General features: G+C 46.0%; 15 protein-coding genes and 1 pseudogene. 2 read left to right on the top strand and 14 right to left on the bottom strand.

Annotated features, from left to right (window positions below):
* Window positions 1-250 precede the first annotated feature (250 nt).
* The 7 genes from V7L07_RS27780 to V7L07_RS27750 all read right to left on the bottom strand — a co-directional run bounded on the left by V7L07_RS27780 (window position 251) and on the right by V7L07_RS27750 (window position 6831).
* On the bottom strand, window positions 251-1045 hold the full coding sequence (locus V7L07_RS27780) for an SDR family oxidoreductase (RefSeq protein WP_335062265.1): 795 nt from the start codon (window positions 1043-1045) through the stop codon (window positions 251-253).
* Between the two features lie 69 nt (window positions 1046-1114).
* On the bottom strand, window positions 1115-1693 hold the full coding sequence (locus tag V7L07_RS27775; protein ID WP_335062263.1) for a hypothetical protein: 579 nt from the start codon (window positions 1691-1693) through the stop codon (window positions 1115-1117).
* Window positions 1694-1849: 156 nt separating this feature from the next.
* Window positions 1850-2245, bottom strand: coding sequence for a hypothetical protein (locus V7L07_RS27770; protein WP_335062261.1), 396 nt, complete (start codon window positions 2243-2245; stop codon window positions 1850-1852).
* A 264-nt stretch (window positions 2246-2509) separates the two neighbouring features.
* Window positions 2510-3922, bottom strand: a complete 1413-nt coding sequence (locus V7L07_RS27765; RefSeq protein WP_335062259.1) for a mercuric reductase — start codon at window positions 3920-3922, stop codon at window positions 2510-2512.
* A gap of 38 nt (window positions 3923-3960) precedes the next feature.
* Entirely contained in the window at window positions 3961-4977 is a 1017-nt protein-coding gene (locus V7L07_RS27760; RefSeq protein WP_335062258.1) for an aldo/keto reductase, read from the bottom strand.
* A gap of 158 nt (window positions 4978-5135) precedes the next feature.
* Window positions 5136-5894, bottom strand: a complete 759-nt coding sequence (locus V7L07_RS27755; protein WP_335062256.1) for an SDR family oxidoreductase — start codon at window positions 5892-5894, stop codon at window positions 5136-5138.
* Window positions 5895-5970: 76 nt separating this feature from the next.
* Entirely contained in the window at window positions 5971-6831 is an 861-nt protein-coding gene (locus V7L07_RS27750; RefSeq protein WP_335062254.1) for an NmrA family NAD(P)-binding protein, read from the bottom strand.
* Window positions 6832-6923: 92 nt separating this feature from the next.
* Between V7L07_RS27750 and V7L07_RS27745 the strand changes: the two are divergent.
* Window positions 6924-7979 (top strand): annotated as a pseudogene (locus V7L07_RS27745) (IS630 family transposase).
* A 301-nt stretch (window positions 7980-8280) separates the two neighbouring features.
* Here V7L07_RS27745 and V7L07_RS27740 read toward each other — a convergent pair.
* The 7 genes from V7L07_RS27740 to V7L07_RS27710 form a co-directional block, all read right to left on the bottom strand.
* Entirely contained in the window at window positions 8281-8979 is a 699-nt protein-coding gene (locus V7L07_RS27740; protein WP_335062252.1) for a nitroreductase, read from the bottom strand.
* A gap of 265 nt (window positions 8980-9244) precedes the next feature.
* Complete coding sequence (locus tag V7L07_RS27735) at window positions 9245-9517, bottom strand: hypothetical protein (RefSeq protein ID WP_335062250.1); 273 nt, start codon at window positions 9515-9517, stop codon at window positions 9245-9247.
* Between the two features lie 210 nt (window positions 9518-9727).
* Complete coding sequence (locus V7L07_RS27730; RefSeq protein ID WP_335062249.1) at window positions 9728-10618, bottom strand: alpha/beta fold hydrolase; 891 nt, start codon at window positions 10616-10618, stop codon at window positions 9728-9730.
* A gap of 60 nt (window positions 10619-10678) precedes the next feature.
* Complete coding sequence (locus V7L07_RS27725; RefSeq protein WP_335062247.1) at window positions 10679-11107, bottom strand: nuclear transport factor 2 family protein; 429 nt, start codon at window positions 11105-11107, stop codon at window positions 10679-10681.
* Between the two features lie 246 nt (window positions 11108-11353).
* Window positions 11354-12358 carry a zinc-dependent alcohol dehydrogenase family protein gene (locus V7L07_RS27720; protein ID WP_335062245.1) on the bottom strand — a complete coding sequence of 335 codons (1005 nt, stop codon included), beginning with the start codon at window positions 12356-12358 and terminating at the stop codon, window positions 11354-11356.
* Between the two features lie 297 nt (window positions 12359-12655).
* Window positions 12656-13105, bottom strand: a complete 450-nt coding sequence (locus tag V7L07_RS27715; protein ID WP_335062244.1) for a cupin domain-containing protein — start codon at window positions 13103-13105, stop codon at window positions 12656-12658.
* 207 nt (window positions 13106-13312) lie between these two features.
* Window positions 13313-14674: a condensation domain-containing protein gene (locus tag V7L07_RS27710; protein WP_335062243.1), complete on the bottom strand. Its 1362-nt coding sequence runs from the start codon at window positions 14672-14674 to the stop codon at window positions 13313-13315.
* Window positions 14675-15438: 764 nt separating this feature from the next.
* Here V7L07_RS27710 and V7L07_RS33575 point away from each other — a divergent pair.
* Complete coding sequence (locus V7L07_RS33575; protein WP_442936089.1) at window positions 15439-15828, top strand: hypothetical protein; 390 nt, start codon at window positions 15439-15441, stop codon at window positions 15826-15828.
* The last annotated feature ends 78 nt before the right edge of the window (window positions 15829-15906 follow it).

The raw sequence follows: 15906 nt of genomic DNA, 5'->3' as shown, positions 1-15906 counted from the left end.
CCAGTTAGCACAATACAATCTTTGGTCACTCAACATCAGGAACTTCTCACTGTGCTTGAGTTTCAAGCTCTTAAATACTGATTAGACAGCCAGGGTCGGGATGTCGAATTTTTTCAGATCCTCAGTCCTATCAGTCTCGGAAAAGGGCTTGATGCAGAAATACGCGGCGCGCCAGTGGAATGACCAACCAGCATGAGTCACCCGCAACAGGTTGCAAAACAATGAGAACTTACCCTCGATATTCGATGTCTCACACGGTAGGAATGGTTCCGCCGTCGATCACATATTCAGCGCCGTTAATATAAGAAGCGCGATCAGAAACCAGGAAAGCAACAAGCTCGGCAACTTCTTCGGGGCGACCAGGGCGACCCATTGGAATTCCCCCAAGGGAATCCATCAACCCAAGTCTTGCAGTATCAAAGTCTGTTCCTGCATTTTCAGCTAATCTTTTTATCAGTTCCGTAGCCGCTGTTGTCTCGATAAAACCGGGAGCAACTGTATTCACCCGCACACCTCTCGGTGCAACTTCGTTTGAGAGTCCTTTGCTGTAGTTCGTCAGTGCCGCCTTTGCCGCTGCATATGCCAGGGTGGCATCATAAAGCGGGAGAGTACGCTGGATCGACGAAATATGGATAATGACACCCGAACCTTGTTCTAGCATTTTGGGCAGGAATGCCCGATCTAAGCGGACAGAGGTGAATAAATTAGCATTGAATGTCTGCTGCCAATCATCATCAGTCAGGACAAGTGCGCCACCGCTGGGTGCTGAAGAACCACCAACGTTGTTGATCAGGATATCCACGCCACCGAGACGGGCAAGCACTTCCTTGACCACTTTTTCTACGCCATCCGGCGTGCTGATGTCAGATTGAATAAATAAATCTGGTGATCGGAGTTCATTGGGTTTTGAGCGGGCGGTCGTGATCACCGTTGCACCAGCTTGCCTCAAACGTTTGACGATCGCTTCGCCCATACCTTTTGTTCCACCTGTAACCAGCACTCTCTTGTCAGATAACTCGTTGGGGTTAATTTGGATGTTTGTCATCAGCCTAAGCTCGTCATGTATTTAGAAGGAATTCCAGGCATTCTTACCTGTCTAGCACTACCCAGCAAGCTAATTGACTTGAGTAAGATTTGCCGAGTAGAGATGCCATCCACGTTGTTCTGGATTTGAGCCAGAAACACCATTGACCCGTCGCAGTATATAGCTACCACGAAATCGCTGTGGAGTTCCAGTTGTGGTGGTGGCACTTACCGTCACCGGAATTTTAATGTAGGATGAGCCTGCCGCTCCGTCGAGTCTACCGGGTGTCCCAACTTCTACAGCAGTGGATGCGGTGTTGGCAAAGCCTTGCTTAAACTTTTCAAACGACTGTTGGCTTGCTGCCCCATTTCTATCCCAAGCTGAGTATGCTCGCCGATAGTCTTGACTGGAGATCGCGCTGTAGTAGTCACGAATAGCTTGGACAGCTGCCTGCTGAATCGGTGTAGCGCTTGCAACGCTCTGTGTGGGAGATCCAGACACCGGGGCTGGACTAGATGAGATCGAGGAATTTGCCACCGCTGGAGTATTTGCAGAGGGTAGTTGTGATTTGGCAGGGGCACTGTAGGCTGTGATGGCGATCGCGACTAGCACTCCTCCAACAACTGCACAGCGCTGTTTTAGCCTGGTATACGAAGAAAAGTTCAACATTGAAAGTACCTCCTTGAAAATCTGTTTTGGTTGTGATGCTTAAAATCAATAATTCGGACGGCTTCTGCCAGGAAAGCTATCTGACGGATAGAGTACTGATTAGAAGAAAACAAACACTAGACATAGACAGATAGCTGCTTGCCTAGACGAATGGGCTTATTGATGGATCTGGTTTCTGACAAAGAGATTTTCTACACTCAGCAAGATGATTGGTAGTCCCAGAGACACACTTACAGTTGTCTCTGTCGCCCAGGGGTGGCTCATTACATTGGAGATCGCTGAAACGACTACCGATACAATCAGAAACCAGGGTGCGATCGCGACAAAGTTTTTTTGCCAAGCGGGTTTATCGCTCAGTCTCGCTTGGCTCCGTTGTGCAAATTGATGCCAAAATGGGAAGGTCGTGAATACAGCGAAAAGATATAACAGTCCTGCATCTACCAATAGGATGGTCTTGACGTTCGGAGTTATGTCAAGATGCTGAAGGGCGAACACCGTTAGGCAGACTCCCGCCGCGAGATACAGGAGCGTAAACAGGGTAAATCGTCTCATGGTTTTCTTGTGTTCTGCTAAATTCTGGAAAACTAGAAATTTGAGGTAGTGACCAAATTTGATTTTCGACAAAAAAGGATTTTAGATTATGAAAATCATGTTTCAATTCGACAAATAACTTAGTGCATTAGCACTTTTAACGATTACTTCGGTTGGTGGAACTATGTTAACCGCTACAAAGTATTTGCTCAAACTCAACCATCAGGAGTTGTAAAAGATGTGACTCTGTGGGCTGCGGATTTAATTAAAGCCCAAGGTTGCGTTTTACAACTTTGAAAACAGCATATTTAACCCTTCGGTCATCGTGGGATGAGTCAAAACGCCATCGCGCAGAACGGTGTAAGGCATTTGAGCTTGCATCACTATCTGCACCATCGAAATCACTTCCCCCGCTTCATGACACAACAGGGAACAACCGAGAATCCGACCTGTCTCGGTATCCACGATCGCCTTCATCAGTCCATCGGTTTTACCGAGAGTTTTTGCTCTAGGAATCGCTGAGGCATCCAGTTTAGCCACGCGGATGGCATACCCTTGTTGCTGTGCTTCGGTTTCGGTCAGACCCACATGAGCCAGTTCGGGATCAATGAACAGACAGGATGGAATCAAGCGATTGCGCGTGCTGCGGTTGCCGCCATCAATCAGATTTGCTTTGACAATGCGGTAATCGTCAAGCGAGACATGGGTATATTGTAGTCCTCCATTGATGTCGCCTAACGCCCAAATCCCCAGTATGTTTGTTTCTAGGCGATCGTTGACTACAATAAACCCGTGGGCATCAGTTGCCACACCAGCAGCAGCTAAATTTAAGCTCTCGGTATTGGGCGCACGACCAACGGCGACAAGCAAATGCGACCCCTGGATACTGAGGGAGCGATCGCCAACTTGGATTTGCAGGATGGTTTCATTACCAGTGTGATTCTCCAAAGGAGACGCTTTGCGAACGACCCTTAACACCTTCGCCTTCAGCAAGAATTCAATGCCCTCTCGTTCTAGCAGCGTTTGAACGGCGATCGCAATATCTGAATCTTGATTTGATAGAATTTGCTCGCTATGCCCAATCACAGTAACACGAGAGCCAAAGCGCTGGAACATCTGGGCAAACTCCAACCCAATATAGCCACTCCCAAGTACGATCAGATGCTCCGGCAACTGTTCCAGTTCCATGATCGATTCGCTCGTCAAAAAACCAGCTTCTGTGAGTCCGGGTAGCGATGGAATTAACGGTCGTGTGCCTGTGTTGATAAAGAACCGTTCTGCGGTGAGTAAGCGAGTGGTGTCAAGAGCCGTTGTCACTTCAATCGTTTTGGATGACACAAACCGTCCCACTCCAACGATCAGTTCGTGACCCAGAGCAGTTTCTAGATTGTGCAAATTCATTTCACGCATGGAGTGTACGACAGATCGTTTGCGCCCAATTACGGCTGCTAAATCAACAATGGGTGCATTGGCTTTAACACCGTAAGCAGCGCTGTGTCGCACAGTATTGGCTACCTCTGCGCTGGCAACCATCGTTTTGGTAGGGATGCAGGCGATGTTGATGCACCCACCACCAATCATGGTTAAGCTGCGTTCCACCAGAGCGGTTTTACGTCCGTCCGCAACTAGCGCTGGTGCTAGGGTTTTACCTGCTTTGCCACTGCCGATAATAATGTCGTCGTAGTATTCAGGGTTCATTGCACATCTCCTTTAAGGTGCTGTCTTGGTACACAGCTTCAATTTGGCTGAGATCGTCTGCTGTTCGTTAATGTCTCTTGCAGCGACCTTATATCAGCGGGGTAGCGCTCGCCTGCGGCCACTCCTTTTGGTGCAACAACTGCAATTCGGTTCAGGTCGTCTGTTGTCAGATGAACTTCTGTTGCTGCAACGTTCTCCTCCAGATATTTGCGCTGCTTGGTACCCGGAATGGGAATGATATCTTCTCCTTGGGTTAACAGCCATGCCAGGGCGAGTTGACTGGGCGTTGCTCCTTTTTCAGCCGCAATCGCCTTTACCTGCTCCACTAATTGCAGATTTTTGTAGAAATTCTCTCCCTGAAAGCGAGGGGAAGATCGGCGGTAGTCGTCTTCTGAAAAATCATTTGGGCTGGTGAATCGTCCTGACAAAAAGCCTCGACCCAATGGACTGTAGGGTACAAATCCAATACCTAATTCCCGCACTGTGGGAAGAATCTCATCTTCGGGATCGCGGCTCCAGAGGGAATATTCCGTTTGCAGGGCGGAAATGGAGTGAACAGTATTAGCCCGTCGAATCGTGGACGGAGTGGCTTCTGAAAGCCCTAGATAGCGCACTTTTCCCTGCTGCACCAGTTCCGCCATTGCACCAATCGTGTCTTCAATGGGGACTTCCGGATCAATCCGGTGCTGATAATAAAGGTCAATCACATCTACACCCAACCGCTTCAGCGATGCATCACAGGCTTGATGCACATACTCTGGCTTACCGTTAATACCGTTCCATCCACCCTCTGGCGATCGCACAATGCCAAACTTCGTTGCGATCGCTACCCGATCGCGACGGTCTTTGATGGCTTTGCCTACCAACTGTTCATTGGTAAAGGGACCATACATATCGGCAGTATCCAGTAAGGTAATGCCGAGTTCTAATGCCCGGTGAATCGTGGCGATCGCTTCTCGATCGTCCTGCCCACCATAGAAATCAGACATTCCCATACAGCCTAGTCCTAGTTCTGAAACCACAAGTCCTTGATTGCCGAGTTTGCGTGTTTTCATTGGTAGTCTCCTTGATTTGCCTATAAAACTCTGAATTGCCAACCGAAACAGTGTTAGAGGTCTAATCTGCGGTGTGGACACGCTTTTGAGAACTCAGCGCGGAATGTTCTGTGCAGAAACCGCAAAAGATGCCTAACCTGCCAAAGGAATGTCCTTCGTTATTGCGCGATAAAGCCGCCATCAACTGAGATCGATTGTCCAGTGACAAAACTAGAAGCGTCTGAACAGAGCCATAATACAGCATTTACCACTTCTGCCGGCGTACCAATCCGACCCATTGGCTGCCCTTTGATGAAATCCTCGGTCGCTTTTGGATTTGCTTTGAAAAGGCGATCGAGCATTTCGGTTTGAATTGGGCCCGGACTGACAGCATTCACCCGAATTCCTTGCTTGACAAATTCTAATGCCACTGATTTTGTTAGCCCTTCTACAGCGTGTTTACTAGCGGTGTAAATCGGCACCATTGCACCACCGACCAAACCCAAAACTGAACTAGTATTGACGATCGCCCCACCGCCACTTTTTAACAAGGCTGGAATCTCATGTTTCAAAGACAACCATACCCCTTTAACATTGATATCCATGATGCGATCGTAAGTAGCTTCGGTTTGCTCTGCTAACGGTGTGGAATCTTGTTCCACTCCAGCATTGTTGAAAGCAATGTCGAGTCTTCCATAGTGTGTCATTATTTTCTCAATCAGTATCTGCACATCGGCTTCTTTAGAAACATCTGTCGTCACAGAAAAGCCTTCCCCACCCATTGCTTGAATCTGTCGAATTGTTTCTTCACCTTCAACTTGCCGACGACCTGCAACAACTACTTTTGCTCCAGCTTGAGCTAGAGCTAGAGCGGTTGCTTTACCAATCCCTGATGTTCCACCTGTAACGAGTGCGACTTTTCCAGATAACGTAGTCATTGTTAATTTCCTTGGGTGTATTTTGAGACATGATTCACTGAAATAGGGTGTCGTGACAAGGGTATAATCTTCTGAATCATCGCTCCACCAAGCTTTTCAGAACAGTTTCCAGTTCGACTTCGCCTTTGATGGAGCCAGACTCACCACTCTCGAACTCGATCCAGCCCTCGTTGAAACCGTCGAGCATCCGAATGCGCGGCTCTGGATCGGCTGTACCCTGAGCCTTGAACAGCGCCTCCCAGGTTTCGCAGGGAACTACCTCCGCATGTACCGGACGACCCAGAATCTTGGAAAAGCCCTTTGCAATGTCATTCGGCGTTACCCGTCGCGGACCCTCGATTTCGACGATTCGCCGTCCACTCCAAGTCTGTTGCAGCAACTCGGAGGCAACACGACCGATATCCGCCGTCGCAATCATCGGCACAGGTTTATCCAACGGTTGCAAAAAGCTTTGGATAATGCCACTCTCTCTGGCAGGTGCTACATCCCAAGCTGCGTTCTCCATAAACCAGGCAGGACGAAGAAAAGCGAGCGGCATCGGCAGATCCCCCAATACTTGCTCCAATATCTGAAGTTGAGTCAGTAGGTTCGACTGGGTTGCCTGTGCGCCAATGGTGGACAGGCAGACGACTTTGCCCGGATGGGCTGCTGCGATTGCAGTACGCAGAGCAGCGACAATTGCCCGTGTTTCGGGAAAGCTCGGTGATGGCGCAAAGTTTGGCGGAATCACAACGAAGACACCCTCAGCTTTTCTAAAAGCTGCTGTGAGCGCGTCAGCATCGTTCATATCCGCTAGGGCAACTGCACAACCCTCCTCGACCCAGGCAGTTCCCTTCTTAGCATCACGGATCACAGCGCAGACAGACTGATTGTCGCTCAACAATTTGCGGGCGACGGCACCGCCGACCTGACCTGTAATTCCAGTAATAGCGTACATTTTGCTCTCCTTGTAAGTAGAACGAGGTGGAAAAACCAAACTGTGTAAAGATAAGTAAATACGTATAATGTGTCTACGAAGGTAACAGAGATATGGGCAACCGTTTAAGGGTCTTTCTAACCAGAGAACAAGATAAAACTCTTTTCAACCTGAGAACGGCAGATGTACCCCAGAAAGTTAAAGACAGAGCAGAAGTGATTAGATTGAGCGCAAATGGTTGGTACGTAGAGAAGATAGCGGCTCACTTTAATTGGACAGCACAAACAGTGCGAGAAGTTTTGCATAGATGGGAGCGTCTTGGTTTAGAGGGACTTTGGGAAAAACCAGGGCGAGGAGGAAAATCAAGGTGGATGGAAGATGACATGGTGTTTTTAGAAGAATGTTTAGAGAAAGAACCTCGTACATATAACAGCGTTCAATTAGCCCAAAGATTAGAACAAGAACGCTCGATAACATTGAGTCCTGACAGGTTTTGGCAGGTACTAAAAAAAAGGGGATCATTTGGAAACGAACTTTGAAATTGTCATAAAGGAAAACAAGATCCAGTAGTACAGCAAGTTAAACAAGCAGATTTGGAAATGTTGGAATTGTCTGCGGCCGCAGGAGAAATCGATTTAAAGTATCTAGATGAATCAGGGTTTTGTGCTTGGAGTGAACCGAGTTACAGCTACTACTTCCGAGGCAAACAAAAACGTTTAGAGCAGAGCAAGCGTCGAGGTCGAAGGTTAAGTATTATTGGCTTTCTTCAACCGTTAATTAGTTTCGTTTACGGTCTGGTAATTGGAGGCGTTTCACGCAAATCTTATATTCAAATGATGGAGCTTGAAGCACTAGAAGCACAAAAAACGGGACGCATAAGAGTCATAGTGCAGGATAACGGCCCAATACATCGATGTAAAGAAGTGCAGGAGTTATGGCCAAAATGGGAAGAGATGGGTTTGTACATCTTCTTTCTACCCAAATATTGTTCGGAAATGAACCCGATTGAATTGGAGTGGCAACACCTCAAAAAAGATGAACTAGCCTCGAAAACTTTTGAAGATGAATTAGACCTCGCCTATGCTGTGATTGATGGAGTTCAAGCTAGAGCAGAGAAGGGAAATTACAGTACACAACGTATAAGATTTAACTCTAAATCTTCTCCTTAATTGTTTGTTACATAGTTATAAATTTTCTCCACGACTTACTTAAATAGCAGATAATTGATAAACATCTTTCCAAGCTTCCGGCTTCAATAAAGATCCTTAAAACCATCTCTGGGAGTGCATTTTAGCGATTTTCCCCAAATATTACGCTCTAACAAGAGTATTCCAATCACTTCTATGTGCTAGCAGTTCGCCAAGTTCACTTGGCGGGGTAAAGGGTAAGGGGGAAGGTGGGGCCCTTGAAGGGGATAAGGGGCGGAGGGAAAGGGTTTAAATCCCTTATCCTTTCACCTTTCCCCAGTCTTCACTTAGCATTTTTGGGTTGGCAGACTACTAGCTCAAGATCGTCGAGAAATGAGATATTGTTCTCAACGGGATCGCGGCTAATATGCAGGTGATTAGGGGGAAAATCAGGATCGGTATAGCCAACGGCTAAACCGCACAGGATCGATAATTCCGGTGGGATATTTAACTCGCTGCGAATGATTTCAGGATAAGCGGCTAGCGAAACCTGAGCGCAGGTACCCAGTCCACGAGCAGTCAGACTCAGCATCAGCGTTTGTAAATAGATCCCTACACTTAAAGCATCCGCATCGCCTAGTTCTCGGTGCATACAAACGATACCGACCATTGGGGCATCAAAAAATTCGTAATTACGCAGAACGGCTCGTTCTCGACTTGCTGTATCCTCACGAGCAATCCCCATCGCTCCATAGACTTGTTCGCCTAGTTCCTGGCGGTAATGCTGAAATGCCTCTGGCAGTTGAGCGATTTTGGGTAGCTGAGACTCGTCAAAATGCTGCGCTTGCTTTAGCAAAGCCTTTTTCAGTTGATCGCGTCGAGTACCTTCAGCAAATACTACCCGCCACGGCTGGGTATTAGAATTCGACGGCGCGAGCTGTGCTAGAGCAAGAGCTTGATCGAGTAAAATTCGCGGTACGGGTTTGGATAAGAATTTTCGGGTTGAGTGTCGGTCTTTGATAGTTTGGTCGAGATCGAACATGTTTAATAAACCTCTATGAGAAAGAGTACTGACAATACTTTTCGGTTAACGAACTTTGGGGGTTTAAGTCCCCTGCCTAATAACGGCATCACATTTTGTGTCGGGGTCTAAATCCCCGTCACAAAACGTAATTGCGTTAGCGTAGCGGGGCGTTCGCTTTTAGCGTCTCCAAGAGTTGCCCATTGCGAATTGGTTTAACCTTTTCCCCAAACCCGATTCCGAGTTAAAAGTGCAAAACCCGAGAAGTATTGAGAGTACTGAAGATTCAATTTTTCCTACAAGTTTGGCGCATCAAGATCCGATTGTTTTTATACACCTCTAAAGTTCCAGACTGCGGGCTATCTAACGTGCCATCCCACACCCAATATTCATAGTTTCTATTCCGAAACTTATGCACTTGAACACCTTCTGTCGCTTGCTTAGTTCCTTTGCCCAAACTTAAATTACCGTTGGGATTGGTCGCCCGATAGAGCAGTTCACCAGAATTATAATTCTGCCAAATATTGATGTTGTTGCCGCCTTGGCATTTATTACTCAAGATGATGCCAGCAGTTGAATCAGCAGAAGCTCTTAAGGAAAAATTAACTAAGACGCTGATTGGCAGAGCAAGAGTAACGCGGATCTTTTCAGTAGTGTTTTCATTGTTTTCATTAGTGTTGTAAAATCAATTTTTTGGTCTAGTTTTTTCATGATGATGAGTCCTGTGTCCTGTGGGGAGCAATGCAAAAAGCCCCCCAGCTTTGCCACCTCACAAAATCGTGTTGCTCCCGTCCTGTGATTGTCCAACATGAGTTGTCATAAAGCGACGGATATGATCTGCGATCGCATCTCCTTCCTCTTCTAGCGCAAAATGTCCGGTATCGAGTAAATGAAACTCAACGTCTTTGAGATCGTCCTTGTAGGGATAAGCGCCTTCGGCTGGGAAGATGTCATCATTTTTACCCCAAACAATCAAGGTAGGTGGCTGATATTTGCGAAAATACTCCTGCCATTGCGGATATAGTGGTGGATTCGTGCCATAGCTATACAGTAGCGCCAGCTGAATCTCATCGTTGCCGGGGCGATCGAGGAGAGGTTGATCCATATTCCAGGTATCAGGGCTAATCGCTTCCAGATTGCGAACGCCGTTGGTATATTGCCACTTCGTTGTTTCCAGTGTGAAAAAGGATCTGAGCTTGTCAGCATTCTCAGGAGAACGTTCTTGCCAGTAGGCTTTAGCTGGGTTCCAAAATTCGCCGCGTATACCTTCTTCATAGGCATTCCCGTTTTGGACAATTAGCGCTTCCACTCGCTCTGGATATTTAGCTGCAATCCGATAGCCAATGGGAGCGCCATAATCCATTACGTAGAGGCTATATTGGTTGAGATCGATCGCCGTAATAAATTTCTCCACGATTTGGGACAAGCGATCAAACGTGTAGTCAAACTCATCCACAGTTGGCATAGAACTGTTGCCGTAGCTCGGATAATCCGGGGCAACTAGATGGAAGTGATCAGCAAGCGCAGGCATCAGATTGCGAAACATGTGAGATGAGGTCGGAAAGCCGTGTAACAGAAGAATCGTTGGATTACTGCGGGAACCAGCTTCTCGGTAGAAGATATCTAAACCATCGATTGAGATTGTGTGAAATGTGGTCATGACTCACCTGAGATATTTGGGTGTTTAAATTCTGAACTGCTATTGGTTCAGTCCTTTGACTCAGATAAAGAAGGCATTCATGCCGTCAATGTCAGAGAGGAAGGTTTCGAGCGCGGCAATCCTGTTATCCTTGAACTGACAGACTGTAGCCAAGTACTCATCAAGTACTCGATCGCCCTGTCGGGCAGTATTGTGTAGAGACAGAGCCACGTTGTCTTGGCCGACAAGAATGTGCTGTAGCTCGAAGTTCAGCCCATAGCTCGTAATTTTGCGGGCGCGATCAACTACGGCATCAGCTCCATTTGCAGTGCCTGAGATCATGTTGTCGCCCGGCAGTGTCCAGTGTGCGTCGTCAGCGAGGAGGGCGCGCATTGCACTCCAATCCCGTGCAGCGATTGCTGTTTGAAAACGACGAGCGATGTCGAGCTTCGCATTGCGATCGGTCACTTGTGCAACCACTTCTGCCTGAGAACGTTGATTCATTGTCATAATCGTGATTCTCCTGTTCAAAAATTCGGTTCTTTGCATTCATGCTGCGTTCTAATGAGAGAAATATCCCCAGTCCACCTTGGAGCCGTTAATGCATTCCGCCAGGAACAGATAATTTTGAATTAATCTCAAGTTCAGACTAAAAATAAGTACCTGTAGTTATCTGGGGAAACGTTATCCTGCCATTAGCTTCAATAACCAAGGTTTGAATGGGCTTTTCTTTGTTCTTCTCCAAGCCAGCTTGAACTATATTGCAATGTCGATTACGATTTTGCCGACCGATGTGCCTTGCTCTACCGCATTGTGGGCATCCAGTGCGGTATCCAACGTAAAATGACGAGGATCAACAATTGGGCGTAGTTGACCTGCATCCGCCAACTGCGTAGCCTGATGCAGAATCTCACCATGATGAGTACGCCCTTCACCATTCAGTAGAGGCAGAAGCACGAATATGCCTGAATACGTAGCAGCCTTCCGCGAGAGTGGCATCAAGGAGTGCTGACCCCAGCCGTAGCTACTAACGACATGTCCGTAAGTACGTACTGCCTGAAATGCATCGTCTAAAGTGGAGCCGCCAACGGTATCGTAGACCAGATCAAAGCCGTGACCATCTGTATACATTTGCACAATCTGCTCAATTGATACACTGTGGTAGTCTATCGGTACAGCACCCAGTTGTTTCAGCATATCGTGCTTAACAGCCGAGGCAGTAGCAAACACTTTGGCACCACGCGCTTTGGCAATCTGCACAGCGACATGACCAACACCGCCAGAGCCGCCAAGTACGAGGACTTTCTGACCATCGCCTACATTAGCGCGATCGACAAGTCCTTCCCATGCAGTCAAGACCACCAAGGGTAAAGCTGCTGCTTCACGCATACTGAGGTTGGTTGGTTTTTTTGCCAGTAGATCCGGATCAACTGCGGCAAATTCAGCGAGTGAACCTTGCAGTCCACCGACTCCACCCGTCAGTCCGTAGACCTCATCACCAACTTTAAACGCGGTGACATTTTGTCCAACTGCTTCAACGACCCCAGCCAGATCGGTTCCCAGCACGGCAGGGAGTACAGGTTTGGCATGGGGCGCTTTACCTGTGCGGATTTTGCTGTCGAGCGGGTTGACACCGCTTGCCTTGATTCGCACCAAAACCTGTTTAGCAGTCGGTTCCGGTCGGGGAATTTCGGCGGTACGAAATGTTGCAGTTTGAAAATCATCTATAATCAGCGCGTGCATAGTTGGTGATGGCTTCACCTATCAACTCCTTACTTGTATATATTGTTGCTAAAAGTTTCTCAATTGCAGCCCTACCAATAGTGATATGAAATTTACCAGTATTCAAACTATGTGTTATGCCTGACTTCTGCACCGATTTTGTTCATTGTTTTAAGACGATTGCTATGTTCTCCTAGTAGTTCGCCAAGGAAACTTGGCGGGGTAAAGGGGAAGGGGGAAGGGGGAAGGGGGAAAGGGTTTAAATCCATTACCCTTTTCCCTTTCCCCTTTTCCCAGTCCTCACGAGCGCATTTTTGGGTTGGCAGACTATTAGCATCATGCCGAGGGTAAGGTTCCAGGCGGACCCAAAATTTCGTCGCCGATCTCAACGCAAATACGTTCAAACAGCTCCATATCTGGTGTTTCTTTCTCATCAAGTGTACCGACTGCTGCGATCAGCCGAGCAAAGCCACTTGGCGCAGCAACGACCAACACGCGAGCTGGCTGATCGTTAAGCACGGCGACGGTATGGGGTGTGGCAGTAGGAATCAAGAAGCTTTCACCAGCACTCAACACAGCCTTCTTCTCACCTGCCCAAACCGTAAACTCCCCGGACAGTACATAGATTTGTTCAGAATAGCGTGTGTGGCGATGGAGGGGTATTTGTGTACTAGGAAGGAAGTAGCCTTCGATCAGATCGTACTGACCTGCGGTAGTTGTGTGATCTGCAATGATGCTGAGGCGAGAGCCAAAAAACCAGAGAGATTGTGTCATCAGATTACTCATGTTGATTAATTGTTTGCCTAATCAGGATCTGTCAAAAAATAATTTTTACGCTTGTTGATATCTATGAAGTTTACTGAGGAGTATCTCTAAGCCAATGAATGTCTCTGCTTGAGTTTTTTCACTGCACATTTAATAGTTACAAATTTATCGCAATATAACCTCTACCATTTGAACGTTTTAGTATAAGTTATACAATTCACACACTATTTAAACCTTTTTTAAAAGATCATTGCTTTTACAAACAATTTCTCTTTGCTCCTCGTAGTTGGATGCGATCGCCTCATTTAGTAGATATATAGCTTCCTCGTGGAGTGTCTTTGTCTGGGATTGCAGCATCACCCGTTCTGAACACACGAGCGTGAAGAATAGCCGATCTCCCAAAGTTGCTACGCCAACTAAGCGATCGTTTTTGACACCTGTCGTCACTACAGGCCCATAGATAGCCTGAAGTTCTAGCTCTCCAAACTGTTGCGCGATCGTCAAGCGCATGAGATTGCTAACGGTTATATCGTAGTCCAATTGGTCTTTAAATACTTGTAAAGCATCATCAGGACTAGAATGGGTAGATAGCCATTGTTGAAGTTGAAAAATCTTCCCAAACAGCTTGTTAGATGTCATACTTTGCTTGAGTTGTTGTTTAGCAGAACGAGCGACTTCCCAAAAATCGGCATCAAAGCTTAAGAGGTGTGATGTTCGTTCAGCACCAATATATAAACTGAAATTTTCCTGGTTTGCAGATGTCAAGTATGGTCTGAGATTAATCGGTGATGTACAGTTGAGGTTCTGCGTCTGTTTTGAATGATTTTGCTGGCGGACTGCTAAGAGAAAAGCGGCACAAATCGCAGCATGAACACTCGTTTGTTCTTGCCGACAACGAGCTATGAGTAAGCGCGTTGTTTCGGGCGAAAGTGAACCAGAACTGACAAATGAACAGTTAGGTTGCTTCGCACGTTGCCCAACCAGAAAGGAATCACTGATGAATGTAGGAATTGGCTTTAACAAAGAAACTTTTTCGGGAGTTCGATCGACAATCAACTCCTCTAGTGACGGAGGCACAGATAAAGACTGTCCGAATATAGTGGGTGTAGTGTACACCGAAGGGGTTGCTGTAGGCATCGCCTGCAAAATATCCCGAATTAAGTAAGTTACAGAAATACCATCACCGATCGAGTGATGACATATCACAATCAATTCTGATAATTCTGCGCCATTGCTGGAGTGAACCAAGACAACGCGCACTAACGGAGCTTGCGACCAAATAAAGGGCGTTGCAATTTCTTGCTCAACTTCTCGCTGCCATTGTTGTTCGGATAGCCTCTGCACAACCCGCAGTGGAATATCAGCATGGTCTTCGACAAACCAAGGGTACTTTGCTTCATCCAGAGCAATCCGAACTCGGAGGAATGGATGCCTTTGCTGTACAAAGTGGAGTGCTTGTTGAAGTTGAGTAACTGTGAATTTTCCTTTGATTTGGGCTGTGAGAGCGAAATGTAAGGAATGAGCTTGATCGTGGAGCCAGAAGATTTGCTCTCCCGCACCCAAAGGGCGATAGACCTCGAAAGATTGCATATATTTAATTAATCTCCAATAATAATGCTGAGGCGAGAGCCAAAAAACCAGAGAGATTGTGTCATTAAATTACTCATTTAATTAATTGTTTGCGTAATCAGGAGCCGTCAAAAAATAATGTTTATATCTATGAAGTTTACTGAGGAGCATCTCTAACCTAATGAACGTCTCAGCTTGAGTTTCTTTGACTGCACATTTAATAGTTACAAATTTCTCGCAATATAACCTCTACCATTTGAAGGTTCTAATAGAAGTTATACAATTCATACACTATTTAAACCTTTTTTAAAACATCATTGCTTTTAAAAACAATTTCTCTTTGCTCCTCGTAGTAATACTTTCACTACTAGATTTATGCAATTATATTTCAGTCTACTATCGCAATTAGAAACTGGAATTAAAACGTATTTTAACTAAGTTATACCAATTTTGTATGAAGATGTATAGAAAGAACCTCTCCCAAATGAAGATGCATAGAAAGAACCCCTCCCAACCTCACCAAAGTATCAGGGAGGTTGGGAAGGGTCAAAATAATGTGCAGCTTCACAGAAAATTGATATTATTACAAATAGCTGCAAGTTTCATCCTTTAGGAGTAGTAATTAAACTCATGCTTCATTGAAAATAAATACTTGTCAATTTAGCAAAAATAATCGTAATCGATCACGGGGCGATCGCAACTTGCAAAACAACGCAACGAGCCAGCATCCAGCCTTCATTTTCAATCAAACCAAGCACCTATACTCGGTAGTATTTTGAACAACTATGGGTATGAGTATCATCGGATGCTGTTGGCGAAATATTTCTTCACATTTGAAAACCTTACAAATGCTAAAGCGAACAGACGTTGAGGAAAAATTGATTGGAAGTATGCACTTTCTCTCTTATTTGACAGACTCAGGCTTTGATTTTAGTGTACTCTGCGAATTCAGAGTCCGCTTAATTTCTGGAAGTGCCGAACAAAAATTACTAGATATCTTGTTAAAGCAATTTAAAGAAAAAGGAATTATCAAAGACAGAGGAAAACAACGTACCGATTCAACCCAACAAGAGGAAAATTCTAGCAATATTCTAGAGGATCAATTATTTAATTTAAAATCTCAGGATTTAAGAAATTTCTTTACTAAATTAGGTCTAGTAAGTAGAACAAGGTGAAAAAACCAAACTGTGTAAAGATAAGTAAATACATAAATGTGTCTACCAAGGTAACAGGGGTATGGGCAGCCGTTTAAG

This window comes from Nostoc sp., from assembly GCF_036916985.1.
Taxonomy (GTDB): Bacteria; Cyanobacteriota; Cyanobacteriia; order Cyanobacteriales; family Nostocaceae; genus Nostoc.
This window is presented reverse-complemented; position numbering and strand designations above follow the sequence as displayed.